We start from the raw sequence: 19,682 nt of genomic DNA, 5'->3' as shown, positions 1-19,682 counted from the left end.
CTGTCCGGCATCAGGCCTGGCGTCTTTGGCCCACCAGCCAGAAAGCGGCGATGACGACCACCGGGATGGCGAGAAGCGCGAATTTGGTGACGATAAGAGCCGAAGCGAAAGACAGTGAATCCGGGTTGGCCGACAGGAAGTCGGACAGAAGCCGCGCCACGGCGATGTTCTGGGCATAGTCGGCCAGCGTGTAGGGAAGCACCAGAACCAGCGCGAAGATCGACTGCACCTGCCCGGGAAGCTCGCGGAAGTTCTGCAGGCGCCGGCCGGTGGCAAGGACAAGGCTCACCAAGGTCAGCGACAGCAGCGCTGGGAACAACAGATCGAAGGTCAGATAGTGCCAGACCAGAATGATCTCGCCGCCGCGACGCCCGAGCGCCGTCAGCCAGGCCATGCCTTCGTCGGGCGTGAAGCCGAAATAGCGCATGTCGAGCGACGGCAGGCCGCCGCTCAACTGGCGGAAATAGAAAAATTCCATCACCGTCATGGCGATGAAAACCGCCGCCGACAGGAAACACAGTGCGGCCGCGTGGCGTGGCAGCCGCAGTACCGTCGCGGTCAGGCTCCGCCCGAGCCCGTATTGTTCAGGCTCCGCCGGGATAGTTCGGGCTTTCGCGGGTAATCGTGACGTCATGGGCGTGGCTTTCACGAAGTCCGGCGTTGGATATGCGCACAAAAGTGGCGCGCTCGCGGAAATCGGCAAGGTCGCGGCCACCGACATAACCCATAGCGGCTTTTAGGCCGCCCGCAAGCTGGTGCAGCACGCCAGACACAGGTCCTTTGTATGGAACTTGGCCCTCAATGCCTTCCGGGACCAGTTTGAGGGTATCGCGCACCTCGGCCTGGAAGTAGCGATCGGCCGAGCCGCGCGCCATGGCGCCGACCGAACCCATGCCGCGATAGGCCTTGAAGGAGCGGCCCTGGTGCAGATAGACCTCGCCCGGGCTCTCATCGGTTCCGGCCAGCAGCGAGCCGATCATGGCGGCACTGGCGCCGGCGGCGAGCGCCTTGGCGAGATCGCCGGAATATTTGATGCCACCGTCGGCAATCACCGAGACGCCCGACTTATGCGCCGTCTCGACGGCGGACATGATGGCTGAAAGCTGCGGCACGCCGACACCGGCGACGATGCGGGTAGTGCAGATGGAGCCCGGGCCGATACCGACCTTGACGGCGTCGGCGCCGGCGTCGATCAGCGCCTGCGTGCCTTCGGCGGTGGCAACGTTGCCGGCCAGGATGCGCACCGAGTTGGAGAGTTTTTTCGCCCGGGTGACGGCGTCGAGCACGCGCTGCGAATGGCCGTGCGCGGTATCGATGACCAGAAGATCGACCCCGGCGTCGATCAGGCGCTCGGCGCGCTCGAAGCCATCGTCGCCGACGCTGGTGGCGGCCGCCGCGCGCAGGCGGCCCTGCGCATCCTTGGTGGCGTGCGGGTTGAGCTGCGACTTCTCGATGTCCTTGACGGTGATCAGGCCGACGCAATTGCCCTGCTTGTCGACGACGACGAGTTTTTCGATGCGGTGCTGGTGCAGAAGCCGCTTTGCTTCGTCCTGGTCGACATTCTCCTTGACCGTGATCAGGTTCTCGCGGGTCATCAACTCATAGACCTTCTGCGCCGGGTCGGAGGCAAAGCGCACGTCGCGGTTGGTCAGGATGCCGACCAGCCTGCCGGTCTTGTGGCCGCCAGTGCCGCCATTCTCGACCACCGGAATGCCCGAGATCGAATAGGTTCGCATCAGCGACAGCGCATCGGCGAGCGTGGCGTCCGGACCGATGGTGACCGGATTGACCACCATGCCGGATTCGAATTTCTTCACCTGCCGCACCTGCTCGGCCTGTTCGGCCGGCGAGAAATTGCGGTGGATGACGCCGATGCCGCCGGCCTGGGCCATGGCGATGGCAAGACGCGCCTCGGTGACGGTGTCCATCGCGGCGGAGAGGATCGGCACGTTGAGATCGATGTCGCCCGCGATGCGGGTGCGGACATCGGTTTCGCCGGGCATGACCTCGGAGTGACCCGGCTGCAAAAGCACGTCGTCAAAGGTCAGCGCCAGTGCGCCTGTGGACGTTTCGATGATTTTTGCCATGGCCAGCCCTTTAGAATGCGGAAAAAGCGCTGGACCGGAATGGACAGCGCCGACTCTCATCTTCCCTTTCAGGATTGGCGCTGGCTGGTAACACGTCGCGACGCGGATGAAAAGCCGATCGTTGCATTGCACAACAGCCACCCACGGTTGCGGTCGCACAAAAGTGACAGCAATTTAACACGACATAGGTGTCTAGCCATGATAACCGCCCCCTGTATCGGTTCGCCCCCGGCCGAAGAGAAAATTTGAAACGGTCACGCTCGTGAATCGCACCATTCCGCTGATCCTGGCGGTCGCACTTTTCATGGAAAACATGGATTCGACCGTCATAGCGACATCGCTGCCGGCGATCGCCGTCGACATCCACACCAGCCCGATCGCGCTCAAGCTGGCACTGACGGCCTATCTGGTGTCGCTGGCGATCTTCATTCCCATCAGCGGCTGGATGGCCGACCGCTTCGGCGCCAAGAACATTTTTCGCGCCGCGATTGCGGTGTTTATCGTCGGTTCGGTCGCCTGCGCCTTGTCCGGTTCGCTGCCGGCCTTCGTGGTGTCGCGCTTCCTGCAAGGCATTGGCGGCGCCATGATGACGCCGGTCGGGCGCCTGGTGCTGGTGCGGGCCACGCCCAAGAGCGACCTGGTCGCCGCCATGTCGTGGCTGACCGTTCCCGCGCTGGTCGGACCGCTTGTCGGCCCGCCGATCGGCGGCTTCATCACCACCTACTTCACCTGGCACTGGATCTTCCTGATCAATGTGCCGATCGGCCTGGTCGGCATCTGGCTGGCGACGCGCTTCCTGCCGGAAACCGAATCGATGGAGACGCCGCCGCTCGATTTCATCGGCTTCGTGCTGAGCGGGCTTGCGGCATCCGGCGTGGTCTTCGGCCTGTCGGTGGTCAGCCTGCCCTATCTGCCGCCTGCGACCGGATTCATCACCGTGGGGGTCGGGCTACTGTCGGGCGCACTCTACCTCATGCATGCGCGGCGCGCCAAAAATCCACTGCTGGCGCTCGAACTGTTCCGCAACCAGGTGTTCCGCTCATCGGTGCTTGGCGGCTCGCTGTTTCGCATCGGCATCGGAGCAGTGCCGTTCCTGCTGCCGCTGATGTTCCAGATCGGTTTCGGGCTGACGCCGTTCCAGTCCGGCATGATCACCTTTGTCTCGGCGGTCGGCGCCATCGGCATGAAATTCGTCACCGCACTGATTTTTCGCCTCGCCGGATTCCGCCGCGTGCTGATCGTCGGCTCGCTGGTCGCCGCCGCATCGATCGCCATCTACGGCCTTTTCACCCCGGAAACGCCTTACGCACTGATGTTGGCCATATTGCTGGTCGGCGGCTTCATCCGCTCGATGTTTTTCACCGGGGTCAACGCGCTCTCCTATGCCGAAGTGTCGGCCGAAGACACCAGCAAGGCAACGCCGATTACGGCGGTGTTCCAGCAGCTGTCGATCGCGCTTGGCGTGGCGCTGGCCGGCGGCATCCTGGAAGTCTCGACCTCGATCCATGGCGGCCCGCTGACGCTGGGCGATTTCCACATCGCCTTCTTCATCGTGGCGGCCGTATCGGCGGCGGCGTCGCTGTTATTCATGCGGCTGGCGCCCGATGCCGGCAATGCCGTCTCCGGCCATGGCCGGCTGACGACGCCCAAGACGCTGGAACCGGCGAGATCGCCGGGCGAGTGAGGGCCAGCTCAGCGGTCAGCGTCCCCCGGCCCTTCGCTATGGCTCCGGGCGCTCGAGTCCTTCGGAACGTCCACTGGACGTTCCGATCCGCCTGATGGCGGAACGGACTCTCGCCCTTTGAAGTCCTTTGCCAACAGATAAAGCTCGACCGATTCATCGCGCGAGGCCGGCGGCTTGACGTGGTGGACGGAGCGGAAATTCTTCTTGAGCATGGACAGCAGTTCGTTCTCGGCGCCGCCCTGAAAAGTCTTGGCGAGGAAATGGCCGCCAGGCTTCAGGACGGACAGCGCGAAATCGGCCGCCACTTCGCACAGATGCATGGTGCGGATGTGGTCGGTGCGCTTGTGGCCGGTGGTTGGTGCCGCCATGTCGGACAGCACGACATCCGGGTTCCCACCCAACGCCTCGGCGAGCTTGCGCGGCGCATCCGCATCCAGGAAATCCATCAAAAGCACCGGTGCGCCGGGCACGGCATCCATTTCCAGATAGTCGATGCCGACGACATGCGGATTTTCCGCCGTCGATTTCGTGCGCGCGGCCGCGACCTGGCACCAGCCGCCGGGGGCGGCACCGAGGTCGATCACCTTCATGCCGGGCTTCAGCAAATGGTGCTTGTCGTCGATCTCGATCAGCTTGTAGGCCGCGCGCGAGCGATAGCCGTCAGCCTTCGAGCGCTGGACATAGGGATCGTTGATGTGGCGCTGCAGCCAGCGCCGCGACGATTCCTTCAGGCCGCTCTTTTTCTTGATCCGCGTCTTCAGCACGCGAATGCCGGCCGATCCTGGATTTTCCGGTTTCTTGGTCATTGACGGCCACGCCCATCGTTGCGCCAGACGCCGTCATCGGCCATCAGCTCGCTCAATATGCCTTCGCGCAGGCCGCGGTCAGCGACGCGCAGCCGCTCCGAAGGCCAGACGGCGCGGATCGCTTCGAGGATGGCACAGCCGGCCAGCACCAGATCGGCGCGGTCGGCGCCAATGCAAGGGTTGGCGCAGCGCTGCTGGAAATCCCAGCCGACCAGTCGCTCCACCATGCGGTCGACGCTGTCGCGGTCCATCCACAGCCCGTCAACCCGACGACGGTCGTAACGCTCGAGATCGAGGTGGACGCCGGCCAACGTCGTCACCGTGCCGGACGTGCCCAGCAGATGGAAATTCGGGTTGGCCTTGAGGTGGCTCAGCCGGTCGCGGCCGTCGAAGCTCGCCAAACGGCCGGCGACGTCGTCGACCATCGCGCCGAAGATCTCGCGCGTCACGGTACGGCCACCAAAGCGCTCGGCCAGTGAGACGACGCCGACCGGCAGCGACGTCCACGAGACGATATGATTGGCGAGCCGCGGCGAACGGCGGCCAGTGAGATCGATCAGCGCGATCTCCGAAGAGCCGCCGCCGATGTCGAACAGGACGACGCCCTGCGTGTCGCGCTCGACCAGCGAGCCGCAGCCGGAAACCGCCAGCCGCGCCTCGGTCTGGCGGTCGATGATCTCGAGCTTCAGGCCGGCCTCGCGCTCGACGCGTTCGAGGAATTCGACGCCGTTCTCCGCCGAGCGGCAGGCTTCGGTGGCAATCAGCCTGGCCTTCCTGATCTTGCGGCCGCGCAATTTGTCGCCGCAGATCTTCAGGGCCTCGACGGCGCGATCCATCGCCGGCTGGCCGAGGCGGCCATTGGCGGTGAGCCCCTCGCCCAGCCTGACGATGCGTGAGAAGGCGTCGATGACGCGGAACTGGCCATGCCGTGTGGGAACGGCGACCAGCAGCCGGCAATTGTTGGTGCCGAGGTCAAGGGCCGCGAAGACCGGCAGCTCATGCACCGGCGGCCGGCGCGTGCCCTGTTCGGGGCGTGGCGCGGGAGCGGTGGGGGAGACTGCCGGCGCCGTCGGCAGCTTCGCTTCCAAAGCCGGAACAGCCTGGCCTGGCACCGGCGCTCGATTGCCCTGCGTTTCGTCGCGCGCAAAAACCTTGCGCCCGCGCCTTCGCTTGCGCCGCTTCTTGGGCTTGCCCTTCTGGTGATGGGTCGCGTCACCCGCCTGCCCACCGGCGGAGCGCGGTTCCGTCGGGCGGCGTTTCTGCCAACCGGCTGTCCCCGAGCCCGATGGCCCTGGGGAAGCGCTGGACGCGCCCACCTCCGACGCGCCTGCGCCGGTGTCGCGGTCTTCCACTGTCGTTCCTTCCGGCGCCGCGCGAACCGGTGAAGGACGCAGCAGGCGCTTTGGCATGTTTCAAGTTGCCGCCAGACTAACAGTGCCGTGGCCGATCACCAAGAGCCGCATGCCGAATTTTGCCGGCTGGGCGCGCACGGCCTTTTTAAGCTACCGCGTAATGTACCGGCAAGGCTGGATTGGTAGCGCGGATGCCGGCGAGGACAATGCTGGTCGAAGCCGATGCGTTATCCCCGCCGTTTGCGCCGCCTCGGTGCGAGCAGATCTTGCCGGCGGCCAGCGCGACGAGTGTTCGCGGTTGAATAGCCGGCTTCGATGAGGCATTTCTGAAATGAATGGAAGTCACCGGGCAGCCGGCCTCCCACCATCAAGCGAAAAGGACGCGGGCACGCAGCGCATGGCAGTCAGGCAATGAACTGGAAACGCTATTTCTGGCCGGTCGTCGGCATCGCCGCGGTGATCTTCTCGCTGCTGCTGCTCTGGCATGAACTGCGCGGTATTTCGCTCGACGATGTCTGGGATGGGCTCGCCGCCATCCCAACCCGCGGCTGGGTGCTGGCGGCGCTGAGTTCCGTCATCGCCTATGCCGCGCTCGCCGGCTACGACCACATCGCACTGCTGCATATCGGCAAGCGTGTGTCGTGGCTGTTCGTGACCCTTTGCTCCTTCACCACCTATGCGCTGTCGCACAATATCGGCGGATCGGTGTTTTCGGGCGCCGTCATCCGCTACCGCGCCTATGGCACCAGGGGGCTGACCGGTCAGGATGTCGGCGTGCTGGTGGCGATCTGCTGGATCACCTTCGTGCTGTCGACGATTCTCGCCTCCGGCCTCGTGCTGGTGTTCGAGCCTCAGATCATCGATCGCTTCTCTGGCATCGCCCATCATGGCCTGTCGGAAGCGGCGGGCATCGCGATGCTGCTCCTCGTCGCCGCCTACATCTTCGGCAGCTGGCTGCATTTGCGCCCGTTGAAGATCGCCAGATTCCAACTGCACTATCCGGCACTGCCGATCGTCGCCAGGCAATTGCTGATCGGCCCGATCGAACTGATTGCCGCCGCGGCGATCATCTTCTTCGCCCTGCCCGAGGCGCACAATCCCGGCTATTTCGTCGTGCTCGGCGTCTTCCTCGTCTCCTTCTCGGTCGCCCAGATCTCGCACGCGCCGGGCGGCCTTGGCGTGTTCGAGGTGGTGTTCCTCACCGGGCTTTCCGACATGGAGCCGGTCGGCGTGCTAGCGGCGCTGCTGGTGTTCCGGCTGTTTTACCTGATCATCCCGCTGATTCTGGGCCTGGGCGTGGTGCTGTTCTTCGAGCGTTCGCAGTTCAGCCGGACGGAGAGCTGAGGCGCGGATTGGATTTTGTGCCCGCCCCCGCGCACCTGAACCCCGGCGTATGAAACCCAGCTGTCAAAACGTAGCGATTGAACCGCAGAGCAGGCTTGACTATTTTCCGCTGGTGGCTACAAGGCAGCGCTCAAGCGGCTCAGCCGTTCGGCCCGCGCGGTTCATACCGCGCCTGCTGGGGAATAGGTTAACGGTAGACCCACGGACTCTGACTCCGTTAGTCCTGGTTCGAATCCAGGTTCCCCAGCCATATATCTTTAGGTCCGTTCCTGGCACGTGGATTACGGTTTTTACCGGAGGCATGGGTAACACTCTTGGCCCGAACGGGTTTGGAGTGGTTCGAGCCTGCATGCATCATCATCGAAGCCAGATACGGTCCTCAACCTGTTTGATGCCGATCTCGAAGCCGATCGTTCGCCGAAGTGCTTCGCCAGCACGCCTTTGATGCGCTCTGCCGACCAGTCCATGGCGCGCGCCGCCACGATCAGCGCCTTCGTGGAATCGAAGCCGCCCGACGCGCCCATGATTGCGTGCTCGAGGTTGGTGGCCGAAAGCCGCGTCGCCAGACCCTGGACTTGGATGTGATTGGCTTTGTCCCAATCTTCCTGGCCCCGTTTAGCTGGTTTCCTGGCACTTTGGTACGTTTCCTAGGCTTTGCCGCCTTCATATTCGTAACTTGCTGACAGAACCGTCTGCGCGCCTGCCAACTACTTTTGACACAGATCAACGTCCGGTCGCCGCATTCGGGCGAAGTTAAGTCTGGCTGATTGGATCGACGAATGCAAAACACCGATTTCATTGACGCAGGCAGTACCGAGTTGATCCCCCCGAAGGACCGTTCGGTGAGCCGAATGCTCGTGCCGAGTTTACCCGAGCCTACTTCTCTGCAACCTGTCGCTTCCGCCGTGAGACCGCGCCGCCGGCTTTGGCTTGGGTTGGCGCTGGGTTTAGCCGCGGCCGCGGCCGCGGCAGGCGGATATTGGTGGCAGCATGCCGAGCCTGGACTTCCAGCAGGCATCGCCTTCGGCAACGGCCGGGTCGAGGCCGACGAGATCGACATCGCAGCCAAGTTCGGCGGCCGCATCGCCGCGCTCCTTGCCGACGAGGGCGACGGCGTCCGCGCCGGCCAGGTAGTCGCTCGGATGGATACGCAAGACCTCGAAACGTCGCTCCACAAGGCCGAGGCACAGATGCTCGGAGCGAGCCGCATGCTCGACGAGGCGAGCGCCAGCGTCGAGCAGCAGAAGGCACAGGTGAAGCTCGCTGAGCAGCAGCTCGCCCGCGCAATCTACCTTGCCGACAAAGGCTATGCGACGACCGAGATCCTCGACCAGCGCCACCAACAGATGGACGCCGCCAACGCTGCATTTGCGGCAGCCAACGCGCGTGTCGGCGAGGCCGAACAGACACTGGCTGCGGCCAACCACGATGTCGACCTCTATCACATCAACATCGCTGACAATTCGCTCGTCGCGCCGCGCGCTGGTCGCATCCAATATCGCCTCGCGAATGTCGGCGAGGTGATCGGCGCCGGCGGCAAGGTCTTGACCATGCTCGACACCGGCTATGTCTATATGGATGTCTTCTTGCCCACGGCAGAAGCCGGTCGCGCGATGATGGGCAGCGACGCCCGTGTGGTGCTCGACGCCAGGCCTGATGCACCAATCCCGGCCAAGGTGGTCTTCGTCTCCGACCAAGCACAATTCACGCCGAAGGCGGTAGAGACCAAGGCGGAACGCGACAAGTTGATGTTTCGGGTCCGCGTGCGGGTGGACGCCGACTATCTGCGCGCCCACTCGGCAGAGGTGGGCTCCGGTCTTCCAGGCTTGGCTTATGTTCGACTCGATCCGGGCACGGAATGGCCGATTTCGCTTGCAGGCCGGACCGATGAACAGTCCCGATGATCCCGTCATAGCCGTCGACGGGCTATCGCACCGCTATGGCCGGACACTGGCGCTTGACAATGTGACGCTCGTCCTTTCGGCCGGCGCACTCGTCGGGCTGATCGGCCCGGACGGTGTCGGGAAATCGACGCTGCTCGGCCTCATCGCCGGTGCAAAGCGCATCCAGAGCGGCTGTGTGGCGGTGCTTGGCGGCGATATGGCGGACCGCGGCCACCGCGTCGCCGCTTGCCCGCGCATCGCGTATATGCCGCAAGGCCTCGGCAAGAATCTTTATCCCGATCTCAGCGTGCGGGAGAACATCGACTTTTTCGGCCGCCTATTCAGCCAGCCGGCACTCGAGCGCCATCGACGTATCGACGCCCTTCTCGAGGCGACCGGCCTCGCCCCTTTTCCCAACCGTCCGGCCAAGAAGCTCTCCGGCGGCATGCGGCAAAAGCTCGGCCTCTGCTGCGCCCTCGTCCACGACCCAGATCTCCTCATCCTCGATGAGCCGACCACCGGCGTCGACCCTTTGTCGCGCAGGCAGTTCTGGGAACTGATCGAGCGCATGCGCACCGCACGCCCTGGCATGAGCGTGGTTGTCGCCACCGCATATATGGAGGAGGCAGAGCGCTTCGACGAAATCATCGCCATGAATGCCGGCCGCATCCTCGCGATAGGCTCGCCGGCCGAGTTGAAGGCGCGCACAGGACAGCCTAACCTGGAAGAAAGCTTCATCGCGCTCCTGCCCGAGGCAGTCCGCGCCAGGCGGCGGACGCTCTCCGTCCCACCGCGTCCGTCCGGCGAGCGCGAGGCGGCGATAGTCGCCCGCAACCTGACCCGGCGCTTCAGCGACTTCGTCGCTGTTGACGGCGTGAACTTCACCATCGAGCGCGGCGAGATTTTCGGCTTCCTCGGTTCGAACGGCTGCGGCAAGACCACGACGATGAAGATGCTGACCGGGCTGCTGCCAGCATCCAGTGGCACGGCTTGGCTGTTCGGGCAACCGATCGACGGCACCGACATGCGCCTGCGCAGACGCGTCGGATATATGTCGCAATCCTTCTCGCTCTACACGGAGCTCACCGTGCGGCAGAACCTCGACCTGCACGCACGGCTCTTCCACCTGCCCGCCAACAAGGCGCGAGTCCGCATTGCGGAACTGGTCGAGCGCTTCGGCCTAGGACCCCATATCGATCAGCGGGCAGCGCAGTTGCCTCTTGGCATCCGCCAGAGGCTCTCGCTTGCTGTCGCAGTGGTTCATGAGCCGGAACTCCTTATTCTCGACGAGCCAACCTCGGGGGTCGACCCACTCGCTCGTGACGGCTTCTGGGAACTTCTCGTCGATCTGTCGCGCCGTCACGGTGTCACCATCTTCGTCTCCACCCATTTCATGAACGAAGCGGCGCGCTGCGATCGTCTCGCGCTCATGCAAGCGGGGCGTGTGCTGGCCACCGGAACGCCTGCCGAACTGGTCACCGCCACGAGTGCGGCCAATCTCGAGGACGCCTTCGTCGCCTATCTTGAAGCCGGTGAAAGAGAAACGCCCCGGCCCTCGCCGGCCCGCCATGCAGTCGGCCCCGCCGTTGGCCCGGTGCGCGCTACGCCACGGCGGGGCTTCAGCCTCGGGCGGCTCCTCGCCTATTCGCTACGCGAAGCGCTGGAGGTGTGGCGGGATCCTGTCCGGCTCGGCTTCGCACTCCTCGGCACGGCCTTCCTCATGATTGTGTTTGGGCTCGGCATCAACACCGACGTCAACCAACTGAGCTTCGCCGCGCTAGATCGCGACAACACGCCGGAGAGCCGCACCTATCTGCAAGAGTTCCGCGGCTCGCCTTATTTCACCGAGAAATCGGTGCTCGCCGACTACAGCGACCTGGAAAATCGCCTGAGGAGCGGCATTGTGACGGTGGCCATCGAAGTGCCACCCGGTTTCGGCCGCGACGTGCGGCGAGGGACTTCCGCCGAGATTGGCGCCTGGGTGGACGGCGCGATGCCGTTCCGAGCCGAGACAGCGCGGGCCTATGTGAGCGGCGTACATCAGCAATACCTGACCGATCTGGCGCGTCTGCAGCCGAACGGCCCGTCGGCGGCGGCTCCGGCCAGCATCGAGACGCGCTTCCGCTATAACCAGGACTTCGACAGCATCTACGCGATGGTTCCCGGCACCATCGCCATGCTGCTTGCCTTCATCCCGGCTATCCTCATGGCCGTGGGCGTGGTGCGCGAGAAGGAGCTCGGCTCGATCACCAACCTCTATGTAACGCCGGTCCGTCGCCTGGAATTCCTGCTCGGCAAGCAACTCCCCTATGTGGTGGTCGCCTTCGTCAGCTTCTTGAGTCTGCTTGCCATGGCGATCTTCCTGTTCGGCGTGCCGCTCAAGGGCAGCCTGCTCGCGCTGCTGGTCGGCGCGGTCCTCTATGTGACCGCCATGACCGGGTACGGATTGGTGATCTCGACCTTCACCAACACCCAGATCGCTGCCATCTTCGCCACCGGCATCATGACTTCTCTACCGGCCGTGCAGTTCTCAGGCATGCTGACGCCCGTCTCCTCCTTGGCGGGTTTTCCGGCCTTCATGGCCCACACGTTCCCGGCGATGTATTTCCTGCGCATCTCGGTCGGCACCTTCACCAAGGCGCTGGGCTTCCAAGAGCTTGCCGGAAACCTGCTGGCACTTGCGGTCTTCATCCCGCTTCTCACCTTGATCAGCCTGGCATTCCTCCGCCGGCAGGAGCGGTGACGTGACCCAGCACATGGCGAACATCTTCTGGCTCGGCGTCAAGGAGTTGCGGAGCTTCTCGCGCGATTTCGTACTCTTCGGCTTCGTCGTCTACTCCTTCTCGTTGGCGGTCTATACGCAGGCTGAGAGTCCCGCACAGGAGATCCACAACACTGCCGTCGCTATCGTCGACGAGGACCACTCGGTCCTCTCGCGCTCGATCGCCACGGCTCTGCTGCCGCCCTATTTCAGCCGTCCAACCGAGGTAGCAGCCGGCAAGGTTGACGAGCTGATGGGCGCCGCCCGCAGTACGTTTGTCCTCGACATCCCGCCCTATTTCGAGCGCGACGTCATGGCAGGGCGCCGGCCGGCTATCCAGGTCAACGTCGACGCCACCGCTATGATGCAAGCCGGCATCGGCGCTGGTTATCTGCAGCAGATCATCGCCGGCGAAATCGCTCGCTCTGCCGCTCATGCCAAACCGTTACGATACGACCCGGCAAATCTCGCTGTCCGCGTCGCCTTCAATCCCAACCTCACCACGCAACTTTTCAATGCCGTCATGGCCATCATCGGCAATGTCAACATGCTAGCCATCATACTTGCGGGCGCTGCAATCATCCGCGAGCGTGAACACGGCACCCTGGAGCATCTGCTGATCATGCCGCTTACGCCTCTCGAGATCGCAGCTGCCAAGGTGTGGGCGAACGGCCTGGTAATCACCGTCGCGGTCGGCCTGTCGCTTTGGCTGGTGATAGAGACATTGCTCGGAATTCGGATCGTCGGATCCATTCCGCTATTCATGGCAGGCGTCATGCTCTATTTGTTCTTTGCTACCGCCATCGGTATCTTCCTGGGCACGGTCGCCCGCTCAATGCCGCAGCTAGGGCTCCTGTTCATCCTGATCGCCCTGCCGATGAACATCCTCTCCGGTGGCAATACGCCGCTCGACAGCATGCCAGCATTCCTGCGGGCGGTGATGCAGTTGTCACCATCGACCCATTTCGTCAGCTTCGCCCAGGCAATCCTCTATCGCGGTGCTGGTTTTGACGTCGTGTGGCCGCAATTTGCCGTTGTTGGCCTGGTCGGCGGCGGATTCTTTGCCCTGTCCGTCATGCGTTTCCGCAAGATCAGTGCCATGGTGATGTGAGTAACCGCGCAGTCTCCATGCCATACTCCTCAGTTGAGGGACGGGCACGTGCGGACGTGCTGATCAAGCTTGCCCCATAGCGCCTCCTGATATCCCGATCTCAGCCATGAGCACGCGCAATTCGGCCGGAGGTGCAAGGCAGAAGTTCGAAAAGCTTCCAAGAACCCCAGCCAAGTTTATTCATAATTTCAATCAGCAGCTTACACAGAACTTTATGTCCTGATGCAGGCCATTCCAGGTCACCCGTTCAGGTGGTGAGCGCGGCTGTGGTCGACCTTCGCGAGATATAAAAGCAATTGCTAATATATTGAAAAGGTGACAGCATCGGGCTCCGCGTCGCGTATGGGAGGATGCCATGGCCGATGGTGGAATAAATGTCACCAAACTTGAATCCAAATCTCACGACAACCCGGATGAGGTTCGCTCGCCCGACAAGACACGTGTCGAGGTGGTGCGGCTTCCAGGCTTTACGCTCGGGCGGCTCAACATGGAGCCGGGATGGAAATGGTCCGAATGCGTGAAGCCAGTCGTCAAGACGGATAGCTGTCAGGTATCGCATGTCGGCTACGTCGTTTCCGGAACCATCACCGTCAAGATGAACGACGGAACCCAGAAGACGTTAACGAAGGGTACGTCCTATACGATCCCGCCCGGCCACGACGCCTGGGTGGAAGGCAACGAACGCTTCGTCTGCATCGAGGTCATGAGCGCCGAGCAATACGCCAAGCCGGCGTAGGGCAAACTGCTGGGCTGCTGGCTAAGAGGTTTCTCGTCGGGCGGCGAGGCTGCTGTCGCGACATGAATATGGCTGCAGCTCCGCCCGTCGGCCGCAGGCAGAAGACAAATCCTTTCGTTTCTCGAAAACGGAAGGATTTGGCGAACCTCCCTTGCCGGATACTGTCGTGGTTGCACGCCGGTCGCCTCATGCCTTCCACATCGTCGATCGAAGAACAGCCTGCATATGCTCTGCGAGGTCGAGTTCGCCGCGCGCCTCTATCTCCAAAAGATATCGGGCCTTGGCCAGGCGATCGCCTTCCTCAACCGCGGCATGGCCGCAGATGGCGAGCAGCGCCCTCTCCTCCTCCCGGCTGGCCCTGTCGGAGTCGCCGCCTAAGTCGTGCAGCGCCTTGCCGAACGCCGCGTATGCCGCCCTGTGCGCCTCGATCAGCTCTCGCAGTCTATCGGACGGTTCCTGGTCTTGGCCCGGCGACCCTGTGCCGCGTGCGGTTGCCGCAACCGTCGAGGCGACGACTGCGCTGCCGGAGTGGAAAAGCAAGGCGCGGCGGTTGATCCTGGACGTGGCGAACTCTCCCATTTGCTGCGATCGCCATGCGCTCGATGACATGACACCATCTGACTGTAACACGACGGTTTGCATATTCTTGTCAGGATGGAAGGTTCGAGGCAGCCGACAGCAAGCGGCGCGTCACTCTTTAGGCGGCTCGAGGAAGGTGATATTTCCCGAGTGAAGAAGATTGATGGTGGCAGGTGCGTTCCAATGGCTAAGCTGCCTGAAGTTCTGCACGAGGCCGGATAATGGTCACCGACACCGAGTTCATTCACGAAAGCATCAGCCAAGGCTGCGTGACGCTTGCCAATGGCGAATTCCTCATCGACAGGCTGGTGAAATATGTCGGCAACGGAAGGATCCGTTGGCATGTCGAGTTTCGTGGGCATCGCGTCGAGTTCACGACCGGCCAGCTCAAGAAGCAACCGACCTTCCGAAGGAAGATACTCGAACAGGCCGGCGTGCTGCCGCCCCAGCGTGCCGGGGCCGATTACAGGCGATGGGCCATCGAGTTGAGGAAGAAGGCCGTCGAACTGCCTTGGCGGGACAGGCCGGTCGATGCCGGTTTCTCCATCGACAGCCTTGTCAGTCTTGGAGGCGATCGCTGGACGATCGACTATCAAGGCAAGGTCATCAAGTTCACGACGACCAAACTGCGCAGGCAAACCAGTTTCCGCAAACGCATGCTGGCCAAGGCCAAGGTGCTGCCGCCGCAACTGGATCCGGTCGCCTATCGGAAGTGGGTGGACTGGCTGATTCGAAACGCCATGGAGGCCGCACCGCAGGCCCGAGATACTTTGATGAGCGAGAAAAGTTGGCTCGACGACCTGCCGGAGCTGGCCGGCTGGCAAAACGAAGGGCCGCACGACGGGACCAATTAAGGGCGGCGCGCCACCTACAGTCCCCGTATCGTCACCCAAACCGCGCAGGGGCACGCCGACAGAACAGGTTGACGCGTGTTGGTGGGGCGGCCTTAAGACCAGCACGGTCTGAGGGCGGGACGGTGACGCATCGGTCTGCAAAACCGACGTAATGGGTTCAATTCCCATTCAGAGCTCCATTTTCAACAGCCGCCCACGCTGGCACAAGCAGGGCGGCTTTTTTGTCAGAGACGCCAGCCCTACCCCTCTTAAACAGCGGCGGTGCAACCATGGCGTTTGCAATGCTTGGAGGCACACATTGATGGCGAAGGAATCCAGGCGAGGCTGGCTCACCGTGGCGACGCGGGTCCTCCGCGAACTCGAAGATCGGAGCGACAATCGTTCGGGAAACAGGCCAAACGCCCCTCCAAAACACCCTTTTGTTGCGCCGTCGCAACATACTTTGGGAAAAGTGTGCGCCTCGACCCTGCAATTGCCTTCCGTAAGGGAACTCCTGTGATACTGATACACAGAGCTAGGATTAGGCATAGCTCCATGCGGGGACAGGCCATGAAATACCTTTTGGCAGCAGCATTTTTGGGCGCCACCCTTACTTCGGCCATGGCGGCAGATGTTGTGAACGAGCTTCCGGTCGCTTCCACGTACGATTGGACAGGCGCCTATATCGGCGGCCAGATCGGTTACGCGTGGGGCAAGGACCATATCCAGGACGAGAACATCGCCAGCGGCGATTCAGATTATTCGGATAGCTTCAGGCTCCGTGGGGTCACCGGCGGTATTTTTGCCGGCTACAATATGCAATGGGGCAATATCGTCGGCGGCGTCGAAGGCGATATCGAGGCCTCCGGAATTGTCGGCCACAACCCGGACTGGCCGTTCGGAAGTGACGACAATACCCATGTCGATGCCCAGGGTTCGTTGCGCGGGCGCCTGGGCTATGCCTTTGACAACTGGCTACCCTATGTCACCGGCGGTTTGGCGCTGGGAGACATTCATACGAAGTTCGAAGACGGGCCGGCAACGGATTCCAAGTCTACCATCAAGGCCGGCTGGACGGTCGGTGCGGGTCTCGCTTACGCTTTCAACAAGAACTGGGTCGGCCAGGCCGAATATCGCTATACAGATTTCGGCAAGGTTACGACTGCAACCGATAACACTGACTCGGGTTGGGAAGAGCACGAACACCTCAAGACCAACGAGGTCCGAATCGGGATCGCCTATAAATTCTGATTTGCAGATCCTGTTTTTCAGGTCACCCGCTCAGCAGTTCCAAATATCGGTGCGTGTTCCGTACAGTGGTGCCACGATATATAGTGGTGCCATATAGGGTGATGCGGATATGCGGGTTAAAATAGCCAAACTGCAAGTTAGTCTGGATTGTGCTGAAGGTCAGAAAGCATTGGGCACACCGACTGCGCTTGTCTGACGAAGACAATGAGTCAGACGAGCCGGGAAATGGACCGCTTCAACCTTGGCACCTATCGCCGCCCGATCTCCACCCGCTCGACTGAGACCCAGCGCTGGTTCGATATCGGGCTGAACTGGTGCTACGGCTTCAACCATGAGGAAGGCATCAAGTGCTTTGAGAAGGCCTTGGAGACCGATCCCGGCTGCGCGATGGTGCATTGGGGCATCGCCTATGCCGCCGGGCCTTTCTACAATCTGACCTGGAAGGAACATGGTGAGGTCGAGGTCAACAGCGCGACCAGGCGCTGCTTCCAGCATGTCCGGCTTGCGCGTGCACACGCGGCCGGCGCCAGCGATGTCGAACGGCGATTGATCGAGGCGCTGGCCTCTCGCTTCCAGAAGCCGCACAAGGTCAGCCCGCAGGAATTCGAACGATGGGATGATGCCTATGCCGCCGCGATGCGGCGGGTCTACCAGGATTTTCCCGACGACCATGATGTGATGGCGCTGCTGGTCGAGGCGCTGATGATGCGCACGGTGCGGCGGCTGTGGAACCTCAAGACCGGCGAGCCGGCGCCGAATTCGGACGTGCTTGAAGCGCTGGAGGTTTGCGAGCGGTCGATCCGGCTTGCCGACGAGGCAGGCGCGGCGCAACATCCGGCGATCCTGCACCTGCACATCCATCTCCTGGAAATGTCCACCATGCCGGAGCGCGGCCTGCGCTCGGCCGACCGGCTCGGCGAAATGTGTCCCGATGCCGGGCACATGAACCACATGCCGGGGCATATCTACGTGCTGTGCGGCGACTATGAGAAGGCGAGGATCGCCAGCGAAAAGGCGGTCCGCGCCAATGACCTCTATCTCGCCTATGCGGACGAGCCGACCTATTACCTGCTCGGCTGCTGCCACGACCTGCATCTGATGATGTTCACCTGCATGTTCCTTGGCCAGTACCGGCCGGCGCTGTGGGCCGCCGACAAGGTGCGCAGCCTGGTGACGCGAGACGTGGTCGCCATCCTGGACCGGCCCAAACTGACGCAAACGGTGGAGGGCTACCATGCGATGAAATCGCACGTGCAGGTGCGCTTCGGCCGCTGGCAGGAGATCATCGACGAACCGGCGGTCGAAGAGCCCGGCCTCTATGTGCTGACTGCGGCCATGCAGCATTACGCCAAGGGCGTCGCGCATGCGACGCTGAGGCAATTCACGGAAGCCGAGCGCGAGCGCGACCGGTTCCACCGGCATATGGAGACCATTCCGGCCGAACGGCGTTTCCTCAGCAACCCGACCCGCGCCTCGCTCGCTGTCGGCGTCGCCTTGCTCGACGGTGAGCTTGCCTACCACAAGGGCCGACACGAGGAGGCCTACGCCCATTTGCGCCAGGCGGTCGAGCTGGATGACAACCTCTCCTACACCGAGCCATGGGCGTGGATGCACCCTCCCCGCCATGCGCTGGCGGCCTTGCTTCTCGACCGGGGCCACGTGCAAGAGGCCGAGCGGGTCTATCGCGACGATCTCGGCATCAGCGGCAAGGTGCAGCGCTGCGCCCAGCACCCGGACAATGTCTGGGCGCTGCATGGGTTGGTTGAATGTTTGAGGCGGCGTGGCGAGAGCGAGGAGCTGCCGGCCCTGCAGGCAAGGCTCGCCACGGCGCTAGCCAAGGCGGATGTGACGATCAGCTCGTCATGCCTGTGCCGGACGAGCGTGCGGCGCGGTTGTTGTCACTGAGATTCCGATCTGAGGATGTTTCTTCAGAAGATCTTCAGGCGATGGAAGCCCGAGCCGCCACAGCACGGACCGGGCAGCGCGGCGGCATCAGCCGATCAGGCCAGGCTGAAGGAACGGCTTTCCTCAATTAGTGCGGAGCAGTCGATCTCATCATGAAATTGGGCGCATGCATCAGGTGCAAGCCAGGAAGCGTAAGACCGAAGCCGTTTGAGCCTGGCTGTTTTCTCGAGCCGCGCCAGGCGCTCATCTTCGGCTGGTTGGGTATGAGGCGGCCTTTTGTTCCTCTCGGCGGGATCTTGCATATCGACTGTCCTCGGTCGGAGCCTACAAAGAGGCCCGCTTAATGAGGGAGTTGGCCCACTCACCGGAAGATAGGATCACCTGTTGCTCGGGGGGCCGCTCTCCACCTGGGCTCGATGCCACCACAGGCGCGGACGAAAGTCGCCATCCATTTTGATGACGCTGCCGCGAATTGGCGTCGGACCCGGCAGCTGTAGCCCTCATGTGATGGCGCCGTCCGCTACGAGAATATCCGCGCCAGTTCGTCGATGCTTGCGCCTTCCTTGACCTGGCGCAGCTCGACATAGCTGACCGCGGCGGCGATCGACAGCACCATGGAGACCACGGTCTGCACCAGCGCGGCGCCCAGCTGCGCGAGAATCCCGCCAAACAGGACGAAAACCAGCAATATCCCCCACTGGATGACCATCGCGATGATCATCAATATGAGAAACAGGCCAAACAGCGACCAGCGGTTGCCCTTGGTCAGGGCACGGCTGCGCGACATCGAGCCGAAAACGCCCCGCCGCTCCTGAATCAGGACCGGCACCGACATCGACCATCCGAGCCACAAGATGATGCCGGGCACAATCAGGGCCAGCATGGCAAGGACCGAGCCAAAGGCGACGAGGAAGCCAATCGCCAGCGTCGGCAGCAGGAAGCGGATCGCAATCTGAATGCAGTCGCCGAAGGAGGGCCGCCTGCCGTTCAGGTCCTCGATCGTCGCCCGGACCAGTGACGACTGAAGCAGCATGGTGAAAACGAAGGAAACCAGCCCGGCGACGAGGCTGAGGTAGGAATTGCGAAACATCGCATGGGGATCCGCCATCGCGCCCGGATCGCCATGCAACATCGCGTCGACCTGAGGCTGGGTCCACAACCGGACAAGCAGCGTCGGCGCGCCGGCGAACAGCGCGGCAAGGCCAAGGCAAAGCCCGATGTTGCGGCCGATGACGGCAAAGGTGTTGTTGAACACCCTGCCGATCTCGAATCGGCCGGGTTGTCCCAATGTCGCAGTGGTCATTATATTCCCCCGAGCCGCCACAACATCCAAACAACCAACCTCGAAAG

General features: G+C 62.7%; 15 protein-coding genes and 2 tRNA genes. 11 read left to right on the top strand and 6 right to left on the bottom strand.

Annotated elements, in window-relative coordinates:
- Nucleotides 1-10: 10 nt before the first annotated feature.
- Complete coding sequence (locus FJV83_RS05625; protein WP_142884770.1) at nt 11-634, bottom strand: hypothetical protein; 624 nt, start codon at nt 632-634, stop codon at nt 11-13.
- Nucleotides 585-2,087, bottom strand: a complete 1,503-nt coding sequence (gene guaB / locus FJV83_RS05620) for an IMP dehydrogenase (RefSeq protein WP_010915551.1) — start codon at nt 2,085-2,087, stop codon at nt 585-587. Before guaB ends, FJV83_RS05625 begins: the two co-directional genes overlap by 50 nt.
- A gap of 262 nt (nt 2,088-2,349) precedes the next feature.
- On the opposite strand from guaB, the gene FJV83_RS05615 reads away from it, so the two are divergent.
- A complete protein-coding gene (locus FJV83_RS05615) occupies nt 2,350-3,771 on the top strand; it encodes an MFS transporter (protein WP_142884771.1) in 1,422 nt (473 codons plus the stop codon).
- An 8-nt stretch (nt 3,772-3,779) separates the two neighbouring features.
- On the opposite strand, the gene FJV83_RS05610 is transcribed toward FJV83_RS05615, so the two are convergent.
- Together FJV83_RS05610 and FJV83_RS05605 are read right to left on the bottom strand one after the other, a co-directional pair.
- Nucleotides 3,780-4,577 (bottom strand): RlmE family RNA methyltransferase, encoded by a 798-nt coding sequence (locus tag FJV83_RS05610; protein WP_095788417.1) that lies wholly within the window; start codon nt 4,575-4,577, stop codon nt 3,780-3,782.
- The gene (locus tag FJV83_RS05605; protein WP_246691805.1) at nt 4,574-5,986 is read right to left on the bottom strand and encodes a Ppx/GppA phosphatase family protein; all 1,413 of its coding nucleotides are present in this window, start codon (nt 5,984-5,986) and stop codon (nt 4,574-4,576) included. Before FJV83_RS05605 ends, FJV83_RS05610 begins: the two co-directional genes overlap by 4 nt.
- Before the next feature lie 354 nt (nt 5,987-6,340).
- On the opposite strand from FJV83_RS05605, the gene FJV83_RS05600 reads away from it, so the two are divergent.
- From FJV83_RS05600 to FJV83_RS05575, 6 genes are all read left to right on the top strand, one after another.
- Nucleotides 6,341-7,273 carry a lysylphosphatidylglycerol synthase domain-containing protein gene (locus FJV83_RS05600; protein ID WP_095770473.1) on the top strand — a complete coding sequence of 311 codons (933 nt, stop codon included), beginning with the start codon at nt 6,341-6,343 and terminating at the stop codon, nt 7,271-7,273.
- Nucleotides 7,274-7,449: 176 nt separating this feature from the next.
- A tRNA-Gln gene (locus tag FJV83_RS05595) sits at nt 7,450-7,523 on the top strand.
- 529 nt (nt 7,524-8,052) lie between these two features.
- Nucleotides 8,053-9,177, top strand: a complete 1,125-nt coding sequence (locus tag FJV83_RS05590; protein WP_246691804.1) for an HlyD family efflux transporter periplasmic adaptor subunit — start codon at nt 8,053-8,055, stop codon at nt 9,175-9,177.
- Nucleotides 9,161-11,899 carry a ribosome-associated ATPase/putative transporter RbbA gene (rbbA, locus tag FJV83_RS05585; RefSeq protein ID WP_142884772.1) on the top strand — a complete coding sequence of 913 codons (2,739 nt, stop codon included), beginning with the start codon at nt 9,161-9,163 and terminating at the stop codon, nt 11,897-11,899. Before FJV83_RS05590 ends, rbbA begins: the two co-directional genes overlap by 17 nt.
- Nucleotide 11,900: 1 nt before the next feature.
- Nucleotides 11,901-13,028: an ABC transporter permease gene (locus tag FJV83_RS05580; protein ID WP_245438041.1), complete on the top strand. Its 1,128-nt coding sequence runs from the start codon at nt 11,901-11,903 to the stop codon at nt 13,026-13,028.
- A 355-nt stretch (nt 13,029-13,383) separates the two neighbouring features.
- Complete coding sequence (locus FJV83_RS05575) at nt 13,384-13,764, top strand: cupin domain-containing protein (protein WP_095770476.1); 381 nt, start codon at nt 13,384-13,386, stop codon at nt 13,762-13,764.
- Nucleotides 13,765-13,950: 186 nt separating this feature from the next.
- Here FJV83_RS05575 and FJV83_RS05570 read toward each other — a convergent pair whose 3' ends face one another.
- On the bottom strand, nt 13,951-14,406 hold the full coding sequence (locus tag FJV83_RS05570) for a hypothetical protein (protein ID WP_245317971.1): 456 nt from the start codon (nt 14,404-14,406) through the stop codon (nt 13,951-13,953).
- 158 nt (nt 14,407-14,564) lie between these two features.
- On the opposite strand from FJV83_RS05570, the gene FJV83_RS05565 reads away from it, so the two are divergent.
- The 4 genes from FJV83_RS05565 (at nt 14,565) to FJV83_RS05550 (ending at nt 18,332) form a co-directional block, all read left to right on the top strand.
- Nucleotides 14,565-15,197, top strand: a complete 633-nt coding sequence (locus FJV83_RS05565) for a hypothetical protein (protein ID WP_142876390.1) — start codon at nt 14,565-14,567, stop codon at nt 15,195-15,197.
- A 105-nt stretch (nt 15,198-15,302) separates the two neighbouring features.
- A tRNA-Cys gene (locus FJV83_RS05560) sits at nt 15,303-15,376 on the top strand.
- Between the two features lie 370 nt (nt 15,377-15,746).
- Complete coding sequence (locus tag FJV83_RS05555) at nt 15,747-16,427, top strand: outer membrane protein (protein WP_179295929.1); 681 nt, start codon at nt 15,747-15,749, stop codon at nt 16,425-16,427.
- 225 nt (nt 16,428-16,652) lie between these two features.
- Nucleotides 16,653-18,332 (top strand): hypothetical protein, encoded by a 1,680-nt coding sequence (locus tag FJV83_RS05550; protein ID WP_142884773.1) that lies wholly within the window; start codon nt 16,653-16,655, stop codon nt 18,330-18,332.
- A gap of 520 nt (nt 18,333-18,852) precedes the next feature.
- Here the strand turns inward: FJV83_RS05550 and FJV83_RS05540 are convergent.
- A complete protein-coding gene (locus FJV83_RS05540; RefSeq protein ID WP_095770482.1) occupies nt 18,853-19,635 on the bottom strand; it encodes a hypothetical protein in 783 nt (260 codons plus the stop codon).
- Nucleotides 19,636-19,682 lie beyond the last annotated feature (47 nt).

The sequence above is a fragment of the Mesorhizobium sp. WSM4307 genome, from assembly GCF_007003945.1.
In the GTDB taxonomy this organism is placed as follows: domain Bacteria; phylum Pseudomonadota; class Alphaproteobacteria; order Rhizobiales; family Rhizobiaceae; genus Mesorhizobium.
This window is presented reverse-complemented; position numbering and strand designations above follow the sequence as displayed.

Bases quoted from the DNA above. Each gene is read 5' to 3' on its own strand.
- FJV83_RS05605 (WP_246691805.1), bottom strand. From the start codon at position 5,986: ATGCCAAAGCGCCTGCTGCGTCCTTCACCGGTTCGCGCGGCGCCGGAA.
- FJV83_RS05625 (WP_142884770.1), bottom strand. From the start codon at position 634: ATGACGTCACGATTACCCGCGAAAGCCCGAACTATCCCGGCGGAGCCT.
- FJV83_RS05570 (WP_245317971.1), bottom strand. From the start codon at position 14,406: ATGCAAACCGTCGTGTTACAGTCAGATGGTGTCATGTCATCGAGCGCA.
- guaB (WP_010915551.1), bottom strand. From the start codon at position 2,087: ATGGCAAAAATCATCGAAACGTCCACAGGCGCACTGGCGCTGACCTTT.
- FJV83_RS05590 (WP_246691804.1), top strand. From the start codon at position 8,053: ATGCAAAACACCGATTTCATTGACGCAGGCAGTACCGAGTTGATCCCC.
- FJV83_RS05575 (WP_095770476.1), top strand. From the start codon at position 13,384: ATGGCCGATGGTGGAATAAATGTCACCAAACTTGAATCCAAATCTCAC.
- FJV83_RS05550 (WP_142884773.1), top strand. From the start codon at position 16,653: ATGGACCGCTTCAACCTTGGCACCTATCGCCGCCCGATCTCCACCCGC.
- FJV83_RS05610 (WP_095788417.1), bottom strand. From the start codon at position 4,577: ATGACCAAGAAACCGGAAAATCCAGGATCGGCCGGCATTCGCGTGCTG.
- FJV83_RS05540 (WP_095770482.1), bottom strand. From the start codon at position 19,635: ATGACCACTGCGACATTGGGACAACCCGGCCGATTCGAGATCGGCAGG.
- FJV83_RS05565 (WP_142876390.1), top strand. From the start codon at position 14,565: ATGGTCACCGACACCGAGTTCATTCACGAAAGCATCAGCCAAGGCTGC.
- FJV83_RS05600 (WP_095770473.1), top strand. From the start codon at position 6,341: ATGAACTGGAAACGCTATTTCTGGCCGGTCGTCGGCATCGCCGCGGTG.
- rbbA (WP_142884772.1), top strand. From the start codon at position 9,161: ATGAACAGTCCCGATGATCCCGTCATAGCCGTCGACGGGCTATCGCAC.
- FJV83_RS05555 (WP_179295929.1), top strand. From the start codon at position 15,747: ATGAAATACCTTTTGGCAGCAGCATTTTTGGGCGCCACCCTTACTTCG.